Genomic DNA, 18894 nt, shown 5'->3' with positions numbered 1-18894 from the left:
GTAACGATGTGCGCGGGGGCTAAGTGCTTGGGTGTGCGCTACATGATCGGGAGAGTCTTGCAGGGCGGAGAGAAACGATGACGCCCGGGCCGGTCCGGGCACGTACCCTTTTCTGTTGTGCCGAACGTCAATGAAGAGAATCCCAGTGCCCTGACCCAGGTGCAGCATCGCGCAGTCAGTGAACTGCTGCGGGTCTCCCCGGTCGCCGACGACCTTGCCCGCCGATTCCAGGATGCCGGATTCGGTCTGGCCCTGGTCGGTGGCTCGGTCCGGGACGCGCTTCTCGGCAGGCTCGGGAACGACCTGGACTTCACCACCGACGCCCGGCCCGAGGACGTACTGAAGATCGTGCGTCCATGGGCCGACTCGGTGTGGGAGGTCGGTATCGCCTTCGGCACAGTGGGCTGCCAGAAGAACGGCTACCAGATCGAAGTCACCACGTACCGGTCGGAGGCGTACGACAGGACCTCGCGCAAGCCCGAGGTCTCCTACGGCGACTCCATCGAGGAGGACCTCGTACGCCGCGACTTCACGGTCAACGCCATGGCCGTCGCGCTGCCGCAGAAGGAATTCATCGACCCGCACGGCGGTCTGGAGGACCTGGCGGAGCGGATGCTCCGCACCCCCGGGACACCCGAGGAGTCCTTCTCCGACGATCCGCTGCGCATGCTGCGTGCCGCGCGGTTCGCTGCGCAGCTGGACTTCGAGGTCGCTTCTGATGTCATCACCGCGATGACGGAGATGGCGGGCCGTATCGAGATCGTCTCGGCCGAGAGGGTCCGTGAGGAACTCAACAAACTGCTGCTCTCCGCGCACGCTCGCAAGGGACTGGCACTCCTGGTCGATACGGGACTGGCGCAGCAGGTGCTGCCGGAGCTGCCCGCGCTGCGGCTGGAAAGTGACGAGCATCACCGCCACAAGGACGTCTACGAGCACTCGCTGACCGTGCTGGAGCAGGCGATCGACATGGAGGAGGATGGTCCCGACCTGACTCTGAGGCTTGCCGCGCTGCTCCATGACATCGGTAAGCCGCGGACCCGGCGCTTCGAGAAGGACGGACGGGTCTCGTTCCATCACCATGAGGTGGTGGGCGCCAAGATGGTCAAGAAGCGCATGACGGAACTCAAGTACTCCAATGACACGGTCAAGGACGTCTCGAAGCTGGTGGAGCTGCATCTGCGCTTCCACGGCTATGGCGACGGCGAGTGGACCGACTCCGCCGTCCGCCGGTATGTGCGGGATGCGGGCCCGTTGCTGGAGCGGCTGCACAAGCTGACGCGCTCGGACTGCACGACGCGGAACAAGCGCAAGGCCGGCGCGCTGTCACGCACCTATGACGCGCTTGAGGAGCGCATCGCACAGTTGAAGGAACAGGAGGAGCTGGACGCCATCCGGCCCGACCTGGACGGCAACGAGATCATGAAGACGCTGGGCGTCGGCCCTGGACCGGTGATCGGCAAGGCGTACGCGTTCCTGCTGGAAATGCGGCTGGAGAACGGCCCGATGGGGCATGACGTGGCCGTCGCGGAGCTCAAGAAGTGGTGGGCCGAGCAGAGCTGAGGGTGGAACGCGGTCATGTTTCACGTGAAACATGACCGCGACCGGATGTGCAGAGGGGCGTTGTTTCACGTGAAACAACGCCCCTCTGCGTGACTGTTCGGTATCTGTCGCGGAAGAAGGTCAGCCCGTCGACTTCATCGGCGTCGGGCAGAGAACCACACTGGTCCGGCTCTTACGACTGCCGGAGGTCTCGGTGTAGGCGACGCACTTGGCGTCGCACAGGTCCGTGTCCGTGGTGTCGTCGTGCACCTCGGACACCTTGTACTCGGCTGCCGACGAGCTGCAGTCGGCCGACGCCATGTCCGGGCTGATGTTGGAGCCCTTGTTCTGCAGGCGGTCTCCGACCGAGGCGGCTTTGGCGTCCGACTCGAATATCTTGTCCCAGCCGAACTTCAGACTCGCGAGGGCGCCGAGCGCCACCGCGATGATGGCGATGTTGCGCACCGCCAGGAAAGCCTTCTTGCCGCCGGACATGTTCTGAGGCGGCGGGCCCTGTGGGGGCATGCCCTGAGCCGGGGGTTCACCGGGGTAGCCGCCGTACGGCGGCTGACCTTGATGCGGCGGATACGGCTGCTGTTGCGGATAGCCGTACGCAGGCTGTTGGGGTGGGTACGGCTGTTGAGGCTGCTGCCCGTATGGTCCAGGGCCTTACTGAGGCGGATAGGGCATGCGAATACCCCGTGGAGCGTGCGCCCGCTCTTCTTTTGACGCGCGCACGCTATAGCGCCTCACTGACACGGCTCCACCGGAACATCGTCACGGCGACGATCCCGTAGAGCAGCGCAAGCCCGATCACCACTGTGACCGACCTCCCGTCAGGAGGCAGAGCCACAGCGGCTACTGCGGCAGCGCCCACAAAGGACACGTTGAACAGCACGTCGTACAGGGAGAAGACGCGACCGCGGAATGAGTCGTCCACCGCGGTCTGCACCACCGTGTCCGTCGCGATCTTCGCTCCCTGAGTGACGGCTCCGAGGACGAACGCCGCGACCAGCATCGGTCCGGGGGTGAACCACAGTCCGAGCGCGGGTTCGAGGACGGCAGCCGCGGCGGCGCACGTCGCCATCCAGCGGAACCGGCCGAGCCGTCCAACCGCCCAGGGCGTCAGTACGGCCGCCGCGAAGAATCCCGCCCCTGAGGCGCCCACGGCCAGTCCGAGCAGGGCCAGACCACCGGATTCGCTGTCGGACCAGGCGTACCGGCACAGCATCAGCACCATCACGGTCAGAGCCCCGTAGCAGAACCGGATCACTGTCATGGCGGCCAGTACCCGTGCGGCGTCGGTCCGTTCCGCCAGATGGCGCAGCCCGTCGACGAGCCCGTGCGCGGTGGTGGCCAGCGCGTCCCTCAGCCGGAGAGGGCTGCCGTTCCTGTCCGGTCCGAGGAGTTGGGTGGCGAGGCGCAGAGAGGCCAGTGCCGAGGCGAGGTAGAGCCCCGCGCCCAGCATCACCACTACGGCATCCGAGTCCGCAGCCACGAGGCGTACGGCGAAGGCGAGGCCGCCGCCCGCCGTGGCGGCGAGCGTGCCCGCTGTCGGTGAGAGCGAGTTGGCCATGACCAGCCGGTCCCTGTCGACGACCCGCGGCAGCGCGGCCGAGAGTCCCGCCAGCACGAAGCGGTTCACCGCCGTGACGCACAGCGCGGAGGCGTAGAAGAGCCAGTCGGGTGCGGTGCCGAGGATCAGCAGGGCAGTGCAGCAGGCGAGGGCTGCGCGCAGCAGATTGCCGTACAGGAAGACCTGGCGGCGCGGCCAGCGGTCCAGCAGGACACCGGCGAAAGGGCCGATGAGCGAGTACGGCAGCAGCAGCACAGCCATCGCGGAGGCGATGGCCGCCGCTGATGTCTGCTTCTCCGGGGAGAAGACGACGTGCGCGGCCAGGGCGACCTGATAGACGCCGTCGGCACACTGGGAGAGGAGCCGTACGGCCAGCAGACGACGGAAGTTCCGAAGGCGCAGGAGTACGCGCAGATCACGTACGACGGGCATGTGGGCAAGGGTCACATACGTTGAGGGTCCCCGGGCGGATTGCCCGGGGACCCTCAACGAGGCGGAAGGGGAGAAGCGTTGCCGTTCATCGCCCTGCCACGGTCACACGCCGTTGCCGGTCGTGTCAGCGCTCGACGTCGCCGTTGATGAACTTCTCGACGTTCTCGCGGGCCTCGTCGTCGAAGTACTGGACCGGCGGGGACTTCATGAAGTAGGAGGACGCGGAGAGGATCGGGCCACCGATGCCACGGTCCTTGGCGATCTTCGCGGCGCGCACGGCGTCGATGATGACACCGGCGGAGTTCGGGGAGTCCCAGACCTCGAGCTTGTACTCCAGGTTCAGCGGAACGTCACCGAAGGCGCGGCCCTCGAGGCGCACGTACGCCCACTTGCGGTCGTCCAGCCAGGCCACGTAGTCCGACGGACCGATGTGGACGTTGTCCGCACCGAGCTCGCGGTCACGGATCTGGGAGGTGACGGCCTGGGTCTTGGAGATCTTCTTGGACTCCAGGCGCTCACGCTCGAGCATGTTCTTGAAGTCCATGTTGCCGCCGACGTTCAGCTGCATCGTGCGGTCCAGGATGACGCCCCGGTCCTCGAAGAGCTTCGCCATCACGCGGTGCGTGATGGTGGCGCCGACCTGGGACTTGATGTCGTCGCCGACGATCGGGACACCGGCCTCGGTGAACTTGTCCGCCCACTCCTTGGTGCCGGCGATGAAGACCGGGAGGGCGTTGACGAACGCGACCTTGGCGTCGATGGCGCACTGCGCGTAGAACTTCGCAGCGACCTCGGAACCGACGGGCAGGTAGCAGACGAGGACGTCGACCTGCTTGTCCTTGAGGACCTGGACGACGTCGACCGGGGCCTCGGTGGACTCCTCGATGGTCTGGCGGTAGTACTTGCCCAGGCCGTCGTGGGTGTGGCCGCGCTGGACGGTCACGCCGGTGTTCGGAACGTCGGAGATCTTGATGGTGTTGTTCTCGCTGGCACCGATGGCGTCCGCGAGGTCGAGGCCGACCTTCTTCGCGTCGACATCGAAGGCGGCGACGAACTCGACGTCACGCACGTGGTACTCGCCGAACTGGACGTGCATCAGACCGGGCACCTTGCCGGCCGGATCGGCGTCCTTGTAGTACTCGACGCCCTGCACCAGCGAGGCGGCGCAGTTGCCCACGCCGACGATGGCTACGCGAACCGAACCCATTCCGGTTGCTCCCTGTGTTGAGTGTTCTTGGTGATTCCGATGAAGGCCCTGCGGAAGTGCCGGGACTTCACTTGGCGGTGTCGTCGGACGGATCCGGCGGGGTATGACCCCGGTGCCGGGGCAGGCCGTCCGTCTCCCCTGCTGTGTTCTGCTGAGCGGAGCCCTCGGGCGAGGATCGTCGCTGATCCCGTCCCGACCGCTCGCTCTCGATGAGCTCGTTCAGCCAGCGCACTTCGCGCTCCACGGATTCCATGCCGTGTCGCTGCAGCTCAAGCGTGTAGTCGTCGAGTCGTTCGCGGGTGCGTGCCAGAGAGGCGCGCATCTTCTCCAGGCGCTCCTCCAGCCGGCTGCGGCGGCCTTCCAGGACGCGCATCCGCACCTCGTGCTCCGTCTGTCCGAAGAAGGCGAAGCGGGCTGCGAAGTGCTCGTCCTCCCAGGAGTCGGGGCCGGTGTGCGAGAGCAACTCCTCGAAGTGCTCCTTACCTTCTGCCGTCAGCCGGTAGACGATCTTGGCGCGGCGTCCTGCCAGTGAAGAGGCAGGGGTGACGGCACGTCCGACGGCGGGCGGAACCTCTGCCGGACCGTTTCCCGGTTCCTCGATCAACCAGCCGCTGGCTACCAGCGTCTTGAGGCAGGGGTAGAGGGTGCCGTAGCTGAAGGCGCGGAAGATCCCCAACGAGGTGTTGAGGCGTTTGCGTAGTTCGTACCCGTGCATGGGGGATTCGCGGAGCAGGCCGAGTACGGCGAATTCGAGGATGCCCGAGCGTCTGCTCAACTTCGCCTCCTCCTTCTCCGGGTGCTCTCGCGGAGCCCTATGCCGGGCTGATGTATCGACTCGATACATCATGACGATAGATCGCTCACCGCGATGCGACAAGGGGGGTCATCGTGAACGGCGTCACATCACCAATTCGCAGGAAGCGACTTGCGTGATTTGGGGTGAACTTGGGCCCTAGGTGGGTTTTGACCGTGCGTAGTCTGTGCGGCATGCAGACCACCGGGAACCGCACGACGCCCCCGAGCGTCAGTCGTCGCGGACTGACCGGACGCACTGCGGATGAGCCTGTCGCAGGGTCCGTCCGTAATTCGGGGGGACCGGATCTCAACTGCCGCTTCCAGGCGTTTTCGCCTGCCCGAGGAGTAGTCGTTCGATGAGCGAGCACCGTCGCAAGACGCAGCAACCGCAAGGTGGCGGGCGTGCCGCGGCCAGACGAGCCGCCCAGCAGTCCTCAGGACGCCGCGCAGCCCCGTCACGCGGAGTAACTACTGAGTCACCTTCCGGTTCGTACGGCGACGAGAGTCCGTACGGCGGGCGTGCCGCGGCCAGACGAGCCGCGCAGCGTGGAAGCGGGAGCCGACGTGCCGCCGAGGGAGGTGGCGCGGGTCATGGCGGCGGCGGTGGCCGACGTCGCGGTGGTGGTGGCGATGGGCACGAGGGTCCTGGTCGGGGCCGCGGGCGCGGTAATCAGCGTCCAGTCAAGAAGCGCTTCATCGACTACCCGCGCGTCGGCAAGTACGGAGCGCGTCGCTGGGTGCCGTCCTGGAAGCTGGTCTCCGGCCTGTGCATCGGCTTCCTCGGCCTTCTCATGGGCCTCGGCGGTATCGCGTACGCGATGGTCGGGAAACCCAGTGTGAAGGCTGCGGCCCAGGCGGAGAACAACGTCTACTACTGGGCCGACGGGAGGCAGATGATCGCCACGGGCGGTGAGGCTAACCGTCAGATCATCGATTACGAGCAGATCCCCGAGGCCATGCGGAACGCCGTCATCTCGGCGGAGAACAAGTCGTTCGACACCGACAGTGGCATCGACCCGATGGGTATCGCCCGGGCCTTCTACAACATGGCCAAGGGCGGACAGACCCAGGGCGGCTCGACGATCACCCAGCAGTACGTGAAGAACTCGCGTCTCTCCCAGGAGCAGACCCTGAGCCGGAAGTTCGAAGAGCTCTTCATCACGATCAAGGTCGGCAAGACGGAGACCAAGCGGACTGTCATGGCCGGCTACCTGAACATCTCGTACTACGGGCGAGGCGCATCGGGGATCCAGGCCGCGGCTCGTACGTACTACGGCACGGACGCCAGCAAGCTCAATCCGAGCCAGTGTGCCTTCCTGGCCACCCTGCTGAAGGGCCCGACCTACTTTGACCCGGCCGGCGTTACCGAGGCCGACCCCAAGGAGGCGACCCCTGCGAAGAACAAGGATCGGGCGGAGAGGCGCTGGCGCTGGATCCTCAACGAGGAGGTGAAGGACGGGCGTATGACCCAGAAGGAGCGCGCCAAGTACACGGAGTTCCCCATGCCGGATCCGCCGAAGCAAAACGCGCAGCTGGGCGGTCAGACCGGTTATCTGGTGTCCCTCGCCCGGAAGACCTTCCTCAACAACAACAAGAACGTCACCCCGGAAAAGCTTGCCCTGGGCGGCTACGAGATCCACACCACCTTCGACGAGAAAAAGGTCGAGGCGCTCAACACCGCGGTCAAGAAGGTCTACGACCGCAAGATCAAGCCGAAGCAGCGCCCCAAGACGGACACGCACGTCCAGTTCGGCGGCGCTTCGGTGGATCCGAAAACCGGCGCCATTCGCGCGATCTACGGTGGTCAGGACGCGACGCAGCACTACACCAACAACGCCGACACCACCGGCGCGCAGGTCGGTTCGACCTTCAAGCCGTTCGTGCTGACTGCCGCGATGGAGTACGGCACGCGTGACCCGAAAGGCACGCCGGATCAGGACGCATCGCAGCGCACGAAGGTCTCGCCGAAGAGCATCTACAACGCCGACGACCGGCTGAAGATCAAGAAATACAACGGTGAGATCTGGACCGACGAGAACGGCAAGGAGTGGCTGCAGAGCAACGACGGCCATGAGTCGAGGGGGAACATCACCCTTCGCGAGGCCATGCAGTGGTCCGCCAACTCCCCTTACGTCCAGCTCGGTATGGACGTCGGCACCGACAAGGTGAAGGACGTTGCCGTCGCCGCAGGCCTGCACGACGACGTCTCCATGGCCGACTCGACCGTTCCGTCGTTCTCCATCGGCACGTCCCAGCCCAGCGCGATCCGGATGGCTGGGGCCTACGGCACCTTCGCCGACAGCGGGATGCAGCACGACCCGTACTCCGTCGAGAAGGTCACATACCGCGGCGACATCATCTATCAGCACAAGAAGGTTCCCCAGCGCGCCTTCGACAATGCCGTCGCCGACAACGTCACCGACGTCCTGAAGAACGTCGTCGAGAAGGGGACCGGCACGCCCGCCCAGCTCCCCGGCCGTGACGTGGCGGGCAAGACGGGTACGACGGACGACAACAAGTCCGCCTGGTTCGTGGGGTACACCCCGCAGCTGTCGACCGCCATCAGCATGTTCCGGTATGACGACAACGAGAAGCACCAGAACCGTAAGTTCGAGAAGATGTACGGCACGGGTGGCGAGAAGACGATCCACGGTGCCTCGTTCCCGGCCCAGATCTGGCACGACTACATGGCCGACGCGCTGAAGGGGGCGGAGGTCCTGACCTTCCCGAAGCCGGAGCCGTGGGGCGAGACGCTCTACGGGGGCGGCGCACCGAGCCCGTCGCCGACGCCGAGCATCGTGCCGTCGCAGACCCCCTCCAACACGCCGTCCACGACTCCTTCGATGACTCCCTCCTCCCCCACGCCCGACCCGAGCGGCAGCTGCGGGGCGTGGGACTGGAACTGCCAGAACAGCAACGGAGGCAACAACGGCGGTAACTCGGCCGGTAGCGGCGGAGGCGGATCTCCCACTCCGACGGACGGGACTACGTCTCCGGGGACCTCGTCAGGTGGCGGGGGGAACGGGAACGGGAACGGCAACGGGAACGGCAATGGCGGTCTCTTCGGAGGTTCGACCGGATAGCGACCGAAGAGCCGGCCCATAGGTGCAGCCGGAAGAAAGCCACGAGGGCCGCCGCACCACTCGGTGCGGCGGCCCTCGCCGTTTCCACAGCCCCGTACGGCAGGATGTGCGGCATGCCAAGCGCAGAAGACACGAGCGTGCACCAGGAACGGCCTGTCGTTCGGCCCACGCACCAGGACGAGATCGCCGCGGCCGGTAGCGAGCTGATCGGCGGCCGGTCGGGGCGCTGGGCGCGGCTCGGCTCCGGCCCCCTCACGCCTGTGCGTGTCGTCGCCCTGGTGGCGATCGGCATGTTCGCGCTCGGCATGGTGCAGAAAGCGCCCTGTTACAACTGGGCGTGGTTCAGGGGCGCCAGCTCGCAGTACACGCATGCCTGCTACTCCGACATTCCGCACCTCTTCGTCGGACGTGGTTTCGCGGACGGTCTCGTGCCGTACTTCGGCCGGCTGAGCGGCGACATGCAGTACCTGGAGTACCCCGTCCTGACCGGGGTGTTCATGCAGGTCGCGGCCTGGCTGACGCCCGGTGGCTCCATCCAGTACCGCGAGCAGATGTACTGGATGGTCAACGCGGGCATGCTGTTGATCTGCACCGCGGTCATGGCGGTGTGTGTCGCCCGTACCCACCGGCGCCGTCCGTGGGACGGACTGCTGGTCGCGCTCGCGCCCGCCTTTGCGCTCACCGCGACGATCAACTGGGACCTGCTGGCCGTCGCGCTGACAGCTGCGGCGATGCTCATGTGGTCCCGGCAGCGGACGCTGGCGTTCGGCATCCTCATCGGCCTCGCCACGGCCGCGAAGCTCTATCCCGTATTCCTGCTGGGGGCAGTCTTCGTCCTCAGCTGGCGGGCAGGCAAATGGCGGGAGTTCTTCGTGGCGACACTTGGCGCGGCCGCATCATGGCTGGTGGTGAACCTGCCGGTGATGGTGTTCGCGCCCGAGGGGTGGAAGAAGTTCTACACGTTCAGCCACGACCGGCCGCTCGACTTCGGGTCGTTCTGGCTGATCATCTCGCAGCGCACCGGCATTTCCATCCCGGTCGGCACGGTGAACACCGTATCGACGCTGCTGACGCTCTTCCTCTGCGCATGCATCCTGGTGTTGACGCTGATGGCCCCGCGCCGGCCCCGCTTCGCCCAGCTGGTCCTTCTTGTCGTCGCGGCGTTCATTCTCACCAACAAGGTCTACTCGCCGCAGTACGTGCTGTGGCTGATCCCCCTTGCCGCGCTGGCCAGGCCGCGGTGGCGGGACTTCCTGATCTGGCAGGCGTGCGAGGTCATGTACTTCCTCGGGATCTGGATGTACCTCGCGTACACGACGAGCGGCGACAAACACCAGGGACTGCCGACGGAGGGCTATCAGGTGGCGATCGCCCTGCATCTGCTGGGCACGCTCTACTTCTGCGCCGTCGTCGTACGGGACATTCTGATGCCGGAGCGGGACGTCGTACGCAAGGACGGTTCGGACGATCCGTCGGGTGGGGTGTTCGACGGCGCCGAGGACGTCTTCGTGCTCGGGCATGCGGCGGCGCATCCGCCACGGCACGCGGCACCCGCGGTCGAGGGGCCGCGGGTGGAGTGGGGTGGGGCACACGGGCCGGTCACAGACCGAACAGGGCAGCCTGGACCGGCCGCGGACTGAACAGGGCCTCGTCAAGGGCGCGAAACCCTTGGCGAGGCCCTGGCCCCATCGGTCGTGGGGGCCGGTTCGTCGTGCCGTCCGGCCCGGTGGCTCAGCGGTCGACGAGGCGGTCGAACTGGGTGGTCGTGTGGCGCAGATGGGCCACCAGCTCGTCGCCGACCTTCGGTTCCTGTGCGTCCGCGGGCACGAACAGGATCGACACCTGCATGTGGGGCGGCTCGGCGAACCAGCGCTGCTTGCCCGCCCAGACGAAGGGCGACAGATTCCGGTTGACGGTGGCCAGGCCCGCGCGGGCGACGCCCTTGGCGCGCGGCATCACGCCGTGCAGCGCCTTCGGGGCCTCCAGGCCCACGCCGTGCGACGTGCCGCCGGCGACGACCACCAGCCAGCCGTCGGAGGCGGCCTTCTGCTGGCGGTAGCCGAAACGGTCACCCTTGGCGACGCGCGTGACGTCGAGGACGGCCCCCCGGTACTCCGTCGCGTCGTGGTCGCCGAGCCACAGCCGTGTGCCGATCCGGGCGCGGAAGCGGGTCTGCGGGAACTGCTGCTGCAGCCGGGCCTGCTCCTCGGCGCGCAGATGGCTGACGAACATGGTGTGCAGCGGCAGCCGGGCGGCGCGGAGGCGGTCCATCCAGCCGATGACCTCCTCGACCGCGTCCGAGCCGTCGGTGCGGTCCAGCGGCAGGTGCAGCGCGAAGCCTTCGAGACGCACGTCCTCGATGGCGGCGTGCAGCTGACCCAGCTCCTCCTCCTTGACGCCGTGACGCTTCATCGAGCTCATGCACTCGATGACGACCCGGGCGCCCACAAGCGCGTGCACGCCGTCCACGGAGGAGACCGACCGGATGACGCGGTCGGGCAGCGGCACGGGCTCCTCACCCCGCCGGAACGGGGTGAGGACCAGCAGATCGCCGCTGAACCAGTCCTTTATGCGGGCTGCCTCGTAGGTGGTGCCGACGGCGAGTGTGTCGGAGCCGAAGCGGATCGCCTCGTCCGCGAGTCGCTCGTGACCGAAGCCGTATCCGTTTCCCTTGCAGACCGGGACGAGCCCGGGGAACTGGTCGAGGACGGATTTCTGGTGCGCCCGCCAGCGCGCGGTGTCGACGTAGAGGGAGAGCGCCATGGCCGGTCCGGAACCTTTCTGGTGGCTGCGGTGTATCAGAGGTATGCAGAGCTTGATGGAGTGCCTGAAGCACCCGACGTGCTTATTGAAACGAATGAAGCCGGTTTCGTCAGCGGCGCGACATATACATGTCCAGCGCCTTGTGCAGCAGCTTGTTGAGCGGGAAGTCCCACTCACCGACGTACTCGACGGCTTCGCCACCGGTGCCGACCTTGAACTGGATCAGGCCGAAGAGGTGGTCGGTCTCGTCGAGCGAGTCGCTGATGCCGCGGAGGTCGTAGACGGTGGCGCCCATCGCGTAGGAGTCGCGCAGCATCCGCCACTGCATGGCGTTCGAAGGCCGTACCTCGCGTCCGATGTTGTCGGACGCGCCATAGGAGTACCAGACGTGCCCACCGACGACGAGCATCGTCGCCGCGGAGAGGTTCACCCCGTTGTGGCGCGCGAAATACAGCCGCATGCGGTTGGGGTCCTCGGAGTTGAGGACGGTCCACATGCGCTGGAAGTAGGAGAGGGGACGCGGCCTGAAGCGGTCGCGCACGGCGGTGATCTCGTACAGCCGCTGCCATTCGGCGAGGTCCTCGTAACTGCCCTGGACCACCTCGACGCCGGCCTTCTCAGCCTTCTTGATGTTGCGCCGCCACAGCTGGTTGAAGCCCTTGAGGACGTCTTCGAGCGAGCGGTTCGCCAGCGGCACCTGGAAGACGTAGCGCGGCTGAACGTCGCCGAAGCCGGCGCCACCGTCCTCGCCCTGCTGCCATCCCATCTTCCGCAGCCGGTCCGCGACTTCGAAGGCACGCGGCTCGATGTGCGTGGCCTCGACGTCGCGCAGGCGCTTCACGTCGGGGTCCTGGATACCGGACTTGATGGCGGCTGCGTCCCAGCGGCGGATGACGACCGGCGGACCCATCTTCACCGAGAAGGCGCCCTGTTGCTTGAGGTGCGCGAGCATCGGCTGCAGCCAGTCGTTGAGGTTCGGCGCGTACCAGTTGATGACCGGGCCCTCGGGGAGGTAGGCGAGATACCGCTTGATCTTCGGGAGTTGGCGGTACAGCACCAGGGCGGCGCCCACGATCTCGCCGCTCTTGTCGAACCAGCCAAGGTTCTCCGAGCGCCATTCGGTCTTCACATCCGCCCACGCCGGGACCTGGCAGTGACTGGCCGACGGCAGACTCTGGATGTACGCCAGATGCTGCTCTCGGCTGATGGTCCTCAAGGTCAGGCTCATGCGGGGCGCTCCTCGGCAGGTGTGTCCCCATCGGTCAGGGGCTCCGGCTCTCGCGCCGAAGCCTACTGCGACCGGGGGAGCGCGTCGTCTGGCCCTGTCGGACCTTGTCGGCCAGGTGGGTCCCGGCTGTCCGCCCCCCGGGGGCCTGTACGACCCCCTGACGGGATGCGGGTGGACCGCCGGGACCGGCGGTCCGGAGGTGTCCGGGACAGGCGTGGCTACAGGCCGCCGAAGAGGCCCCCGTGGGCCATACCCAGGTAGAACCCGATGGCGGACGCGCCCATACCGAGGATCAGCGGGAACCTCTCGCGGGTGGTCGCCGAGATGTACTGCCCGTATGCACCCGTGAGGATCCCGATGAGTCCGGCCCACGAGCTGATCAGATGCAGGCTGTGGAACATTGCCGTCACGAAGGCGACTAGACCGAGGACCACGGTTACCGCCACCAGAGCGTCCTGGAGCGGATGCGGCCTGCCGTCCGTGGCGAGAAGGGAGACAGCGGGGCGGCGGGTTTGCGTTGTCTGTGCCATGGAGTACCTCCTGGCCGAAAGGGGCGCCTCGTGGCGCCGCTCACACCCGATGTGTACAGATTGCGTCTCCTGAGCACCGGATTTCAACCGGAAGCCGGTGTGCGGGTACTCTGTACGGTCTGCACCGGTGTCTGCCCAGGCCAGCACGGCAGCTCTCTTCAGAAGGGGGCATTGTCAGTGGCGGCTGTTTTACTCGGAGACACTGTTGCTTACGCATCACGACCCTCCTGCCACGGAACGACCGTGGCCGCTGAGTCCAAAGGAGGTGGGTTCCACATGCGTCACTACGAGGTGATGGTCATCCTCGACCCCGATCTCGAGGAGCGCGCTGTCTCCCCGCTGATCGAGAACTTCCTCTCCGTCGTCCGTGAGGGCAACGGAAAGGTTGAGAAGGTCGACACCTGGGGCCGTCGTCGTCTCGCTTACGAGATCAAGAAGAAGCCCGAGGGCATCTACTCGGTCATCGACCTGCAGGCCGAGCCTGCGGTCGTCAAGGAGCTCGACCGCCAGATGAACCTGAACGAGTCGGTCCTCCGGACCAAGGTCCTCCGTCCCGAGATCCACTGAGCATCTAGCTCAGCGGTCATCGGGTTCGAGTAGCAGCAAGCAGCCAGAAGCAATCCCCGCCGAGAGGTTCACCCATGGCAGGCGAGACCGTCATCACGGTCGTCGGCAATCTCGTCGACGACCCCGAGCTGCGCTTCACCCCGTCCGGTGCGGCGGTCGCGAAGTTCCGTGTCGCGTCCACTCCCCGCATCTTCGACCGGCAGACCAATGAGTGGAAGGACGGCGAAGGCCTGTTCCTCACCTGCTCGGTCTGGCGGCAGGCGGCGGAGAACGTCGCCGAGTCGCTCCAGCGAGGCATGCGCGTTGTCGTGCAGGGCCGGCTGAAGCAGCGGTCGTACGAAGACCGCGAAGGCGTGAAGCGCACGGTCTATGAGCTGGACGTCGAGGAAGTCGGCCCCAGTCTCAAGAGCGCCACGGCCAAGGTCACCAAGACCACCGGTCGCGGTGGCCAGGGCGGCCAGGGTGGTTACGGCGGTGGCCAGCAGGGCGGCGGCAACTGGGGCGGCGGTCCCGGTAGCGGCGGCCAGCAGGGCGGCGGCGGTGCTCCCGCCGACGACCCGTGGGCCACCAGCGCGCCGGCCGGCGGCCAGCAAGGCGGGGGTCAGCAGGGCGGCGGAGGCGGTTGGGGCGGAAGCTCCGGCGGCTCCGGCGGTTCCGGCGGCGGCTACTCGGACGAGCCTCCCTTCTAGGGCAGCTCGTACCCCCACTTCTTGATCACACAGGAGAAACACCATGGCGAAGCCGCCTGTGCGCAAGCCTAAGAAGAAGGTCTGCGCTTTCTGCAAGGACAAGACCCAGTACGTGGACTACAAGGACACGAACATGCTGCGGAAGTTCATTTCCGACCGCGGCAAGATCCGTGCCCGCCGCGTAACCGGCAACTGCACGCAGCACCAGCGTGACGTCGCCACGGCAGTCAAGAACAGCCGTGAGATGGCGCTGCTGCCCTACACGTCCACCGCGCGATAAGGGAAGGGTGACCGAATAATGAAGATCATCCTCACCCACGAGGTCTCCGGCCTCGGCGCTGCCGGTGACGTCGTCGACGTCAAGGACGGGTACGCCCGTAACTACCTGGTTCCGCGTGGCTTTGCCATCCGCTGGACCAAGGGTGGCGAGAAGGACGTGGCGCAGATTCGCCGCGCCCGCAAGATCCACGAGATCGCGACGATCGAGCAGGCCAATGAGATCAAGGCCAAGCTTGAGGCCGTGAAGGTTCGTCTGGCCGTTCGCTCCGGCGACGCCGGCCGTCTCTTCGGCTCCGTCACTCCGGCCGACATCGCTTCGGCGATCAAGGCTGCCGGTGGCCCGGACGTCGACAAGCGTCGCGTCGAGCTCGGCTCGCCGATCAAGACGCTCGGCGGGCACCAGGTGTCCGTGCGTCTGCACCCCGAGGTTGCGGCGAAGCTCGGCATCGAGGTCGTTGCTGCCTAAGGGCACAGCTCACCAGAGCAGTTGAAGGGTCGCACCCCGCGGGGTGCGACCCTTTGCCGTTTCACGTGAAACAGCGATCGACGGCCACTGCTCAGCGGGTGGCTCCGGTGACGATCCACTTGCCCGAGCGCGTGCGCAGCCAGAGCGTCATCATGCGGACCGTCATCATCAGCGCCATCGCCCACCACAGAGCAGTCAGGCCCCCGCCGTATGTGGGCACGAGCAGGGCGACCGGAGCGAAGACGGCCAGGGTGATCAGCATGGCCCGGGCGAGGTACCGACCGTCTCCGGCGCCCATCAGTACACCGTCCAGTACGAAGACCACACCGGCGATCGGCTGGCACACGGCCACTACCAGCAAGGCGGGGAGCAGGGTGCTCTGCACGCCCTGGTCGCCGGTGAACAAGGGGATGAACAGGGGACGCGCGAGCACGATCAGTGCCCCGAGCGCCACACCTGAGGCAATGCCCCACTGCACCATGCGGCGGCATGTCTCACGTGCGCCCTCGGTGTCATTCGCCCCCAGATAGCGGCCGATGATGGCTTGCCCGGCGATCGCAATGGCGTCGAGAGCGAAGGCCATCAGGGTCCACAGGGAGAGGATGATCTGGTGGGCGGCGATATCGGTGTCGCCCAGGCGTGCGGCGACGGCGGTGGCGATCATCAGGACGGCGCGGAGCGACACCGTACGAACCAGCAGGGGGACGCCTGCCTGGGCACTGGCTCTGATGCCTGCCGCGTCGGGGCGCAGCGATGCGCCGTGTCGGCATGCTCCCCGCACCACCACGATCAGATAGGCCGCGGCCATGCCGATCTGGGCGATCACGGTGCCCCAGGCCGATCCGGCGATACCGAGACCGGCGCCGTAGACAAGCCCCGCGTTGAGGGCTCCGTTGACCGCGAATCCGCCGATGGCGACATACAGCGGGGTCTTGGTGTCCTGCAGTCCGCGGAGCACGCCGGTGGCGGCCATGACTATGAGCATGGCGGGGATACCGAGGCTGGAGATCCGTAGATAGGTGGTGGCGTACGGTGCGGCGGTGTCGGAGGCGCCGAAGGCATCGACGAGCCAGGGGGCAGAGGGCAGCGCCACGGCGATGACGGCAATGCCGAGAAGCAGCGCCAGCCAGATGCCGTCCATGCCTTGCCGTATTGCGGAGGCGAGATCGCCCGCACCTACGCGTCGTGCGACCGCTGCCGTGGTGGCGTAGGCGAGGAAGACGAAAATGCTCACGGCGGTGGTCAGCAGAGCCGCGGCGACGCCCAGGCCGGCTAGTTGCGGTGTGCCGAGATGGCCGACGATGGCGCTGTCGACCATGACGAAGAGCGGCTCGGCGACGAGCGCGCCGAAGGCGGGGAGGGCGAGTGCGACGATCTCGCGATCGTGCCGTCGGCGGCTGGAATGTGAGGTCGCGGTGGCCTGGGGCATGAGGGCTAATCTAATCTTCCACAGGTAACGGATGCAATGCCATAGCAGTCCTTACATTTACTGGCGCTGAGTGTTCTCTTGTGTGCGGTTTGCCGTGATCATGTGTCGGCTCGGAAAGTTTTTCTCCCCCACAGGCCGTGGATGGAGAAAGTCCAGGTCAGGGCCTCGTTCAGAGCACCGCTATGAGTTTGTCCACAGTGCTGTCCCCCGCTTCGTGCACAGGTTCTGCGGAGTTCTCCACAGCATCTGGTCCGTCGTCCACATGCCCTGTGGATAACCAGATTGGCTGACGGTGCAGCGAGGCCTACCGTGGACCGGCGCCCACACCCCGTTTCAGCCCTGGAATCCCGCAGAACTCGACGTGCCGGAACCGGAGTCGAGCGTCTTGTTTGTCGGTGCTGTGCCGTAAGAAAGAGTGGCACGGCGAAGGTCCGCGGAGCGGACGGGAGGAGGTGGCACGGTGAGCATTCCCGAGCCTTTGGACGACCCCTGGGCCGACACCGGTCCCAGTGACCGTCTGCCTGTTACCCGCCAGCGTCGTGGCGAAGGCCGGGACCGCGGCGAGCAGCACGACCGCGGCAGGGAGAGCGGCGGCTGGGACGGCGGCTCACCCGGATTCGAGCGCGTGCCCCCTCAGGATCTCGACGCCGAGCAGTCGGTCCTCGGCGGCATGCTCCTCTCCAAGGACGCCATTGCCGACGTCGTGGAGATCATCAAGGGGCATGACTTCTACCGCCCCGCCCACGAGACCGTCTTCCAGGCGATCCTCGACCTCTATGCCAAGGGCGAGCCCGCCGACCCGATCACGGTCGCGGCCGAGCTGGTCAAGCGCGGCGCGATCACCAAGGTGGGCGGCGCCCCCTATCTGCACACTCTCGTCCAGTCCGTGCCGACCGCGGCCAATGCCTCGTACTACGCGGAGATCGTCCACGAGCGGGCGGTCCTGCGACGGCTTGTCGAGGCGGGCACGAAGATCACGCAGATGGGATACGCGGCCGACGGTGACGTCGACGAGATCGTCAACTCGGCGCAGGCCGAGATCTACGCCGTCACGGAGCAGCGCACCAGCGAGGACTATCTGCCGCTGGGCGACATCATGGAGGGCGCGCTCGACGAGATCGAGGCGATCGGTTCGCGCTCCGGCGAGATGACCGGCGTACCGACCGGCTTCACCGACTTCGACGCCCTGACCAACGGCCTGCACCCGGGCCAGATGATCGTCATTGCGGCGCGTCCGGCCATGGGTAAGTCCACGCTGGCCCTGGACTTCGCACGGGCCGCGTCGATCAAGAACAACCTCCCGAGCGTGATCTTCTCCCTCGAAATGGGCCGCAACGAAATTGCGATGCGGCTGTTGTCCGCCGAGGCGCGGGTGGCTCTGCACCACATGCGCTCCGGCACGATGACCGACGAGGACTGGACGCGGCTGGCCCGCCGGATGCCGGACGTCTCGGCAGCGCCGCTCTACATCGACGATTCGCCGAACCTGTCGATGATGGAGATCCGGGCGAAGTGCCGTCGGCTGAAACAGCGGAACGACATCAAGCTGGTGATCATCGACTATCTGCAGCTGATGCAGTCCGGTGGCTCGAAGCGTGCTGAGAGCCGTCAGCAGGAGGTCTCGGACATGTCCCGAAACCTCAAGCTGCTGGCGAAGGAGCTGGAGCTCCCGGTCATCGCGCTGTCCCAGCTGAACCGTGGTCCGGAGCAGCGTACGGACAAGAAGCCGATGGTCTCCGACCTTCGTGAATCCGGCTCCATCGAGCAGGACGCCGACATGGTGATCCTGCTGCACCGCGAGGATGCGTACGAGAAGGAGTCACCGCGGGCGGGCGAGGCGGACCTGATGGTGGCCAAGCACCGTAATGGCCCGACGGCGACGATCACTGTGGCATTCCAGGGCCACTACTCACGCTTCGTGGACATGGCGCAGACCTAGAGGATGTCCCTGTAGGGTCTCAAATTTCGCGGCACAATCTCACGATCTTGGCATCGAACGCGGCATCGAACAGAGAAACCGCAGTTCAACGGCTCGCCGGGTCCGGCGGGTCGGCCGAGGCCGTAGGAAATGCCACGGTTCGTGAGACTGAGCTGCTGTGCCATCGACCTGAGACAGATGAAGAACCGCAGGTCGACGGGCACGGCCTGTGCCACGAGCGGCGAGACCCTACAGTCCTTGTGGGATCTCAAATCTCGCGGCACAATCTCACGATCTTGGCATCGAACGCGGCATCGAACAGAGAAACCGCAGTTCAACGGCTCGCCGGGTCCGGCGGGTCGGCCGAGGCCGTAGGAAATGCCACGGTTCGTG

At 66.3% G+C, this 18894-nt stretch carries 17 protein-coding genes; 8 read left to right on the top strand and 9 right to left on the bottom strand.

The annotated features are described in order from the left end of the window. The first annotated feature begins 117 nt into the window (after positions 1 to 117). On the top strand, positions 118 to 1560 hold the full coding sequence (locus OG395_RS28005; RefSeq protein ID WP_327245395.1) for a CCA tRNA nucleotidyltransferase: 1443 nt from the start codon (positions 118 to 120) through the stop codon (positions 1558 to 1560). Between the two features lie 120 nt (positions 1561 to 1680). Here OG395_RS28005 and OG395_RS28000 read toward each other — a convergent pair whose 3' ends face one another. The 5 genes from OG395_RS28000 to OG395_RS27980 all read right to left on the bottom strand — a co-directional run bounded on the left by OG395_RS28000 (position 1681) and on the right by OG395_RS27980 (position 6187). After that, a complete protein-coding gene (locus OG395_RS28000; protein WP_327245394.1) occupies positions 1681 to 2064 on the bottom strand; it encodes an LppU/SCO3897 family protein in 384 nt (127 codons plus the stop codon). Between the two features lie 214 nt (positions 2065 to 2278). Further along, positions 2279 to 3547 carry an MFS transporter gene (locus OG395_RS27995; protein WP_327245393.1) on the bottom strand — a complete coding sequence of 423 codons (1269 nt, stop codon included), beginning with the start codon at positions 3545 to 3547 and terminating at the stop codon, positions 2279 to 2281. 124 nt (positions 3548 to 3671) lie between these two features. After that, the gene (locus tag OG395_RS27990; protein ID WP_327245392.1) at positions 3672 to 4754 is read right to left on the bottom strand and encodes an inositol-3-phosphate synthase; all 1083 of its coding nucleotides are present in this window, start codon (positions 4752 to 4754) and stop codon (positions 3672 to 3674) included. Positions 4755 to 4821: 67 nt separating this feature from the next. Further along, entirely contained in the window at positions 4822 to 5529 is a 708-nt protein-coding gene (locus tag OG395_RS27985) for a PadR family transcriptional regulator (RefSeq protein WP_327245391.1), read from the bottom strand. A 496-nt stretch (positions 5530 to 6025) separates the two neighbouring features. Then, positions 6026 to 6187: a hypothetical protein gene (locus OG395_RS27980; protein ID WP_327245390.1), complete on the bottom strand. Its 162-nt coding sequence runs from the start codon at positions 6185 to 6187 to the stop codon at positions 6026 to 6028. Positions 6188 to 6340: 153 nt separating this feature from the next. Here OG395_RS27980 and OG395_RS27975 point away from each other — a divergent pair, with 153 nt between their 5' ends. Together OG395_RS27975 and OG395_RS27970 are read left to right on the top strand one after the other, a co-directional pair. Then, positions 6341 to 8632 (top strand): transglycosylase domain-containing protein, encoded by a 2292-nt coding sequence (locus OG395_RS27975; protein WP_327249483.1) that lies wholly within the window; start codon positions 6341 to 6343, stop codon positions 8630 to 8632. Between the two features lie 113 nt (positions 8633 to 8745). After that, positions 8746 to 10272 carry a glycosyltransferase family 87 protein gene (locus OG395_RS27970; RefSeq protein ID WP_327245389.1) on the top strand — a complete coding sequence of 509 codons (1527 nt, stop codon included), beginning with the start codon at positions 8746 to 8748 and terminating at the stop codon, positions 10270 to 10272. 91 nt (positions 10273 to 10363) lie between these two features. Here OG395_RS27970 and OG395_RS27965 read toward each other — a convergent pair whose 3' ends face one another. The 3 genes from OG395_RS27965 to OG395_RS27955 form a co-directional block, all read right to left on the bottom strand. After that, on the bottom strand, positions 10364 to 11395 hold the full coding sequence (locus tag OG395_RS27965; protein WP_037702122.1) for an alanine racemase: 1032 nt from the start codon (positions 11393 to 11395) through the stop codon (positions 10364 to 10366). Between the two features lie 109 nt (positions 11396 to 11504). Beyond that, positions 11505 to 12623 (bottom strand): lipid II:glycine glycyltransferase FemX, encoded by a 1119-nt coding sequence (locus OG395_RS27960; RefSeq protein ID WP_327245388.1) that lies wholly within the window; start codon positions 12621 to 12623, stop codon positions 11505 to 11507. A 218-nt stretch (positions 12624 to 12841) separates the two neighbouring features. Next, complete coding sequence (locus OG395_RS27955; protein ID WP_327245387.1) at positions 12842 to 13153, bottom strand: hypothetical protein; 312 nt, start codon at positions 13151 to 13153, stop codon at positions 12842 to 12844. Positions 13154 to 13429: 276 nt separating this feature from the next. Here OG395_RS27955 and rpsF point away from each other — a divergent pair, with 276 nt between their 5' ends. The 4 genes from rpsF (at position 13430) to rplI (ending at position 15154) form a co-directional block, all read left to right on the top strand. Continuing rightward, positions 13430 to 13720: a 30S ribosomal protein S6 gene (gene rpsF / locus OG395_RS27950; RefSeq protein ID WP_015609864.1), complete on the top strand. Its 291-nt coding sequence runs from the start codon at positions 13430 to 13432 to the stop codon at positions 13718 to 13720. A 74-nt stretch (positions 13721 to 13794) separates the two neighbouring features. Continuing rightward, positions 13795 to 14409, top strand: coding sequence for a single-stranded DNA-binding protein (locus OG395_RS27945; protein ID WP_327245386.1), 615 nt, complete (start codon positions 13795 to 13797; stop codon positions 14407 to 14409). A gap of 43 nt (positions 14410 to 14452) precedes the next feature. After that, positions 14453 to 14689, top strand: a complete 237-nt coding sequence (gene rpsR / locus OG395_RS27940; protein WP_003967857.1) for a 30S ribosomal protein S18 — start codon at positions 14453 to 14455, stop codon at positions 14687 to 14689. A gap of 18 nt (positions 14690 to 14707) precedes the next feature. Beyond that, positions 14708 to 15154 carry a 50S ribosomal protein L9 gene (rplI, locus tag OG395_RS27935; RefSeq protein ID WP_266983684.1) on the top strand — a complete coding sequence of 149 codons (447 nt, stop codon included), beginning with the start codon at positions 14708 to 14710 and terminating at the stop codon, positions 15152 to 15154. 91 nt (positions 15155 to 15245) lie between these two features. Here the strand turns inward: rplI and OG395_RS27930 are convergent, their stop codons facing one another. Continuing rightward, complete coding sequence (locus OG395_RS27930; protein WP_327245385.1) at positions 15246 to 16583, bottom strand: MATE family efflux transporter; 1338 nt, start codon at positions 16581 to 16583, stop codon at positions 15246 to 15248. A 478-nt stretch (positions 16584 to 17061) separates the two neighbouring features. Between OG395_RS27930 and dnaB the strand changes: the two genes are divergently transcribed. Beyond that, on the top strand, positions 17062 to 18522 hold the full coding sequence (dnaB, locus tag OG395_RS27925; RefSeq protein ID WP_327249482.1) for a replicative DNA helicase: 1461 nt from the start codon (positions 17062 to 17064) through the stop codon (positions 18520 to 18522). Positions 18523 to 18894 lie beyond the last annotated feature (372 nt).

The organism is Streptomyces sp. NBC_01320, assembly GCF_035974375.1.
GTDB classification, from domain to species: Bacteria; Actinomycetota; Actinomycetes; order Streptomycetales; family Streptomycetaceae; genus Streptomyces; species Streptomyces yanii.
The sequence above is the reverse complement of the archived record's forward strand: the minus strand, read 5'-3'. Positions and strand labels throughout refer to the sequence as shown.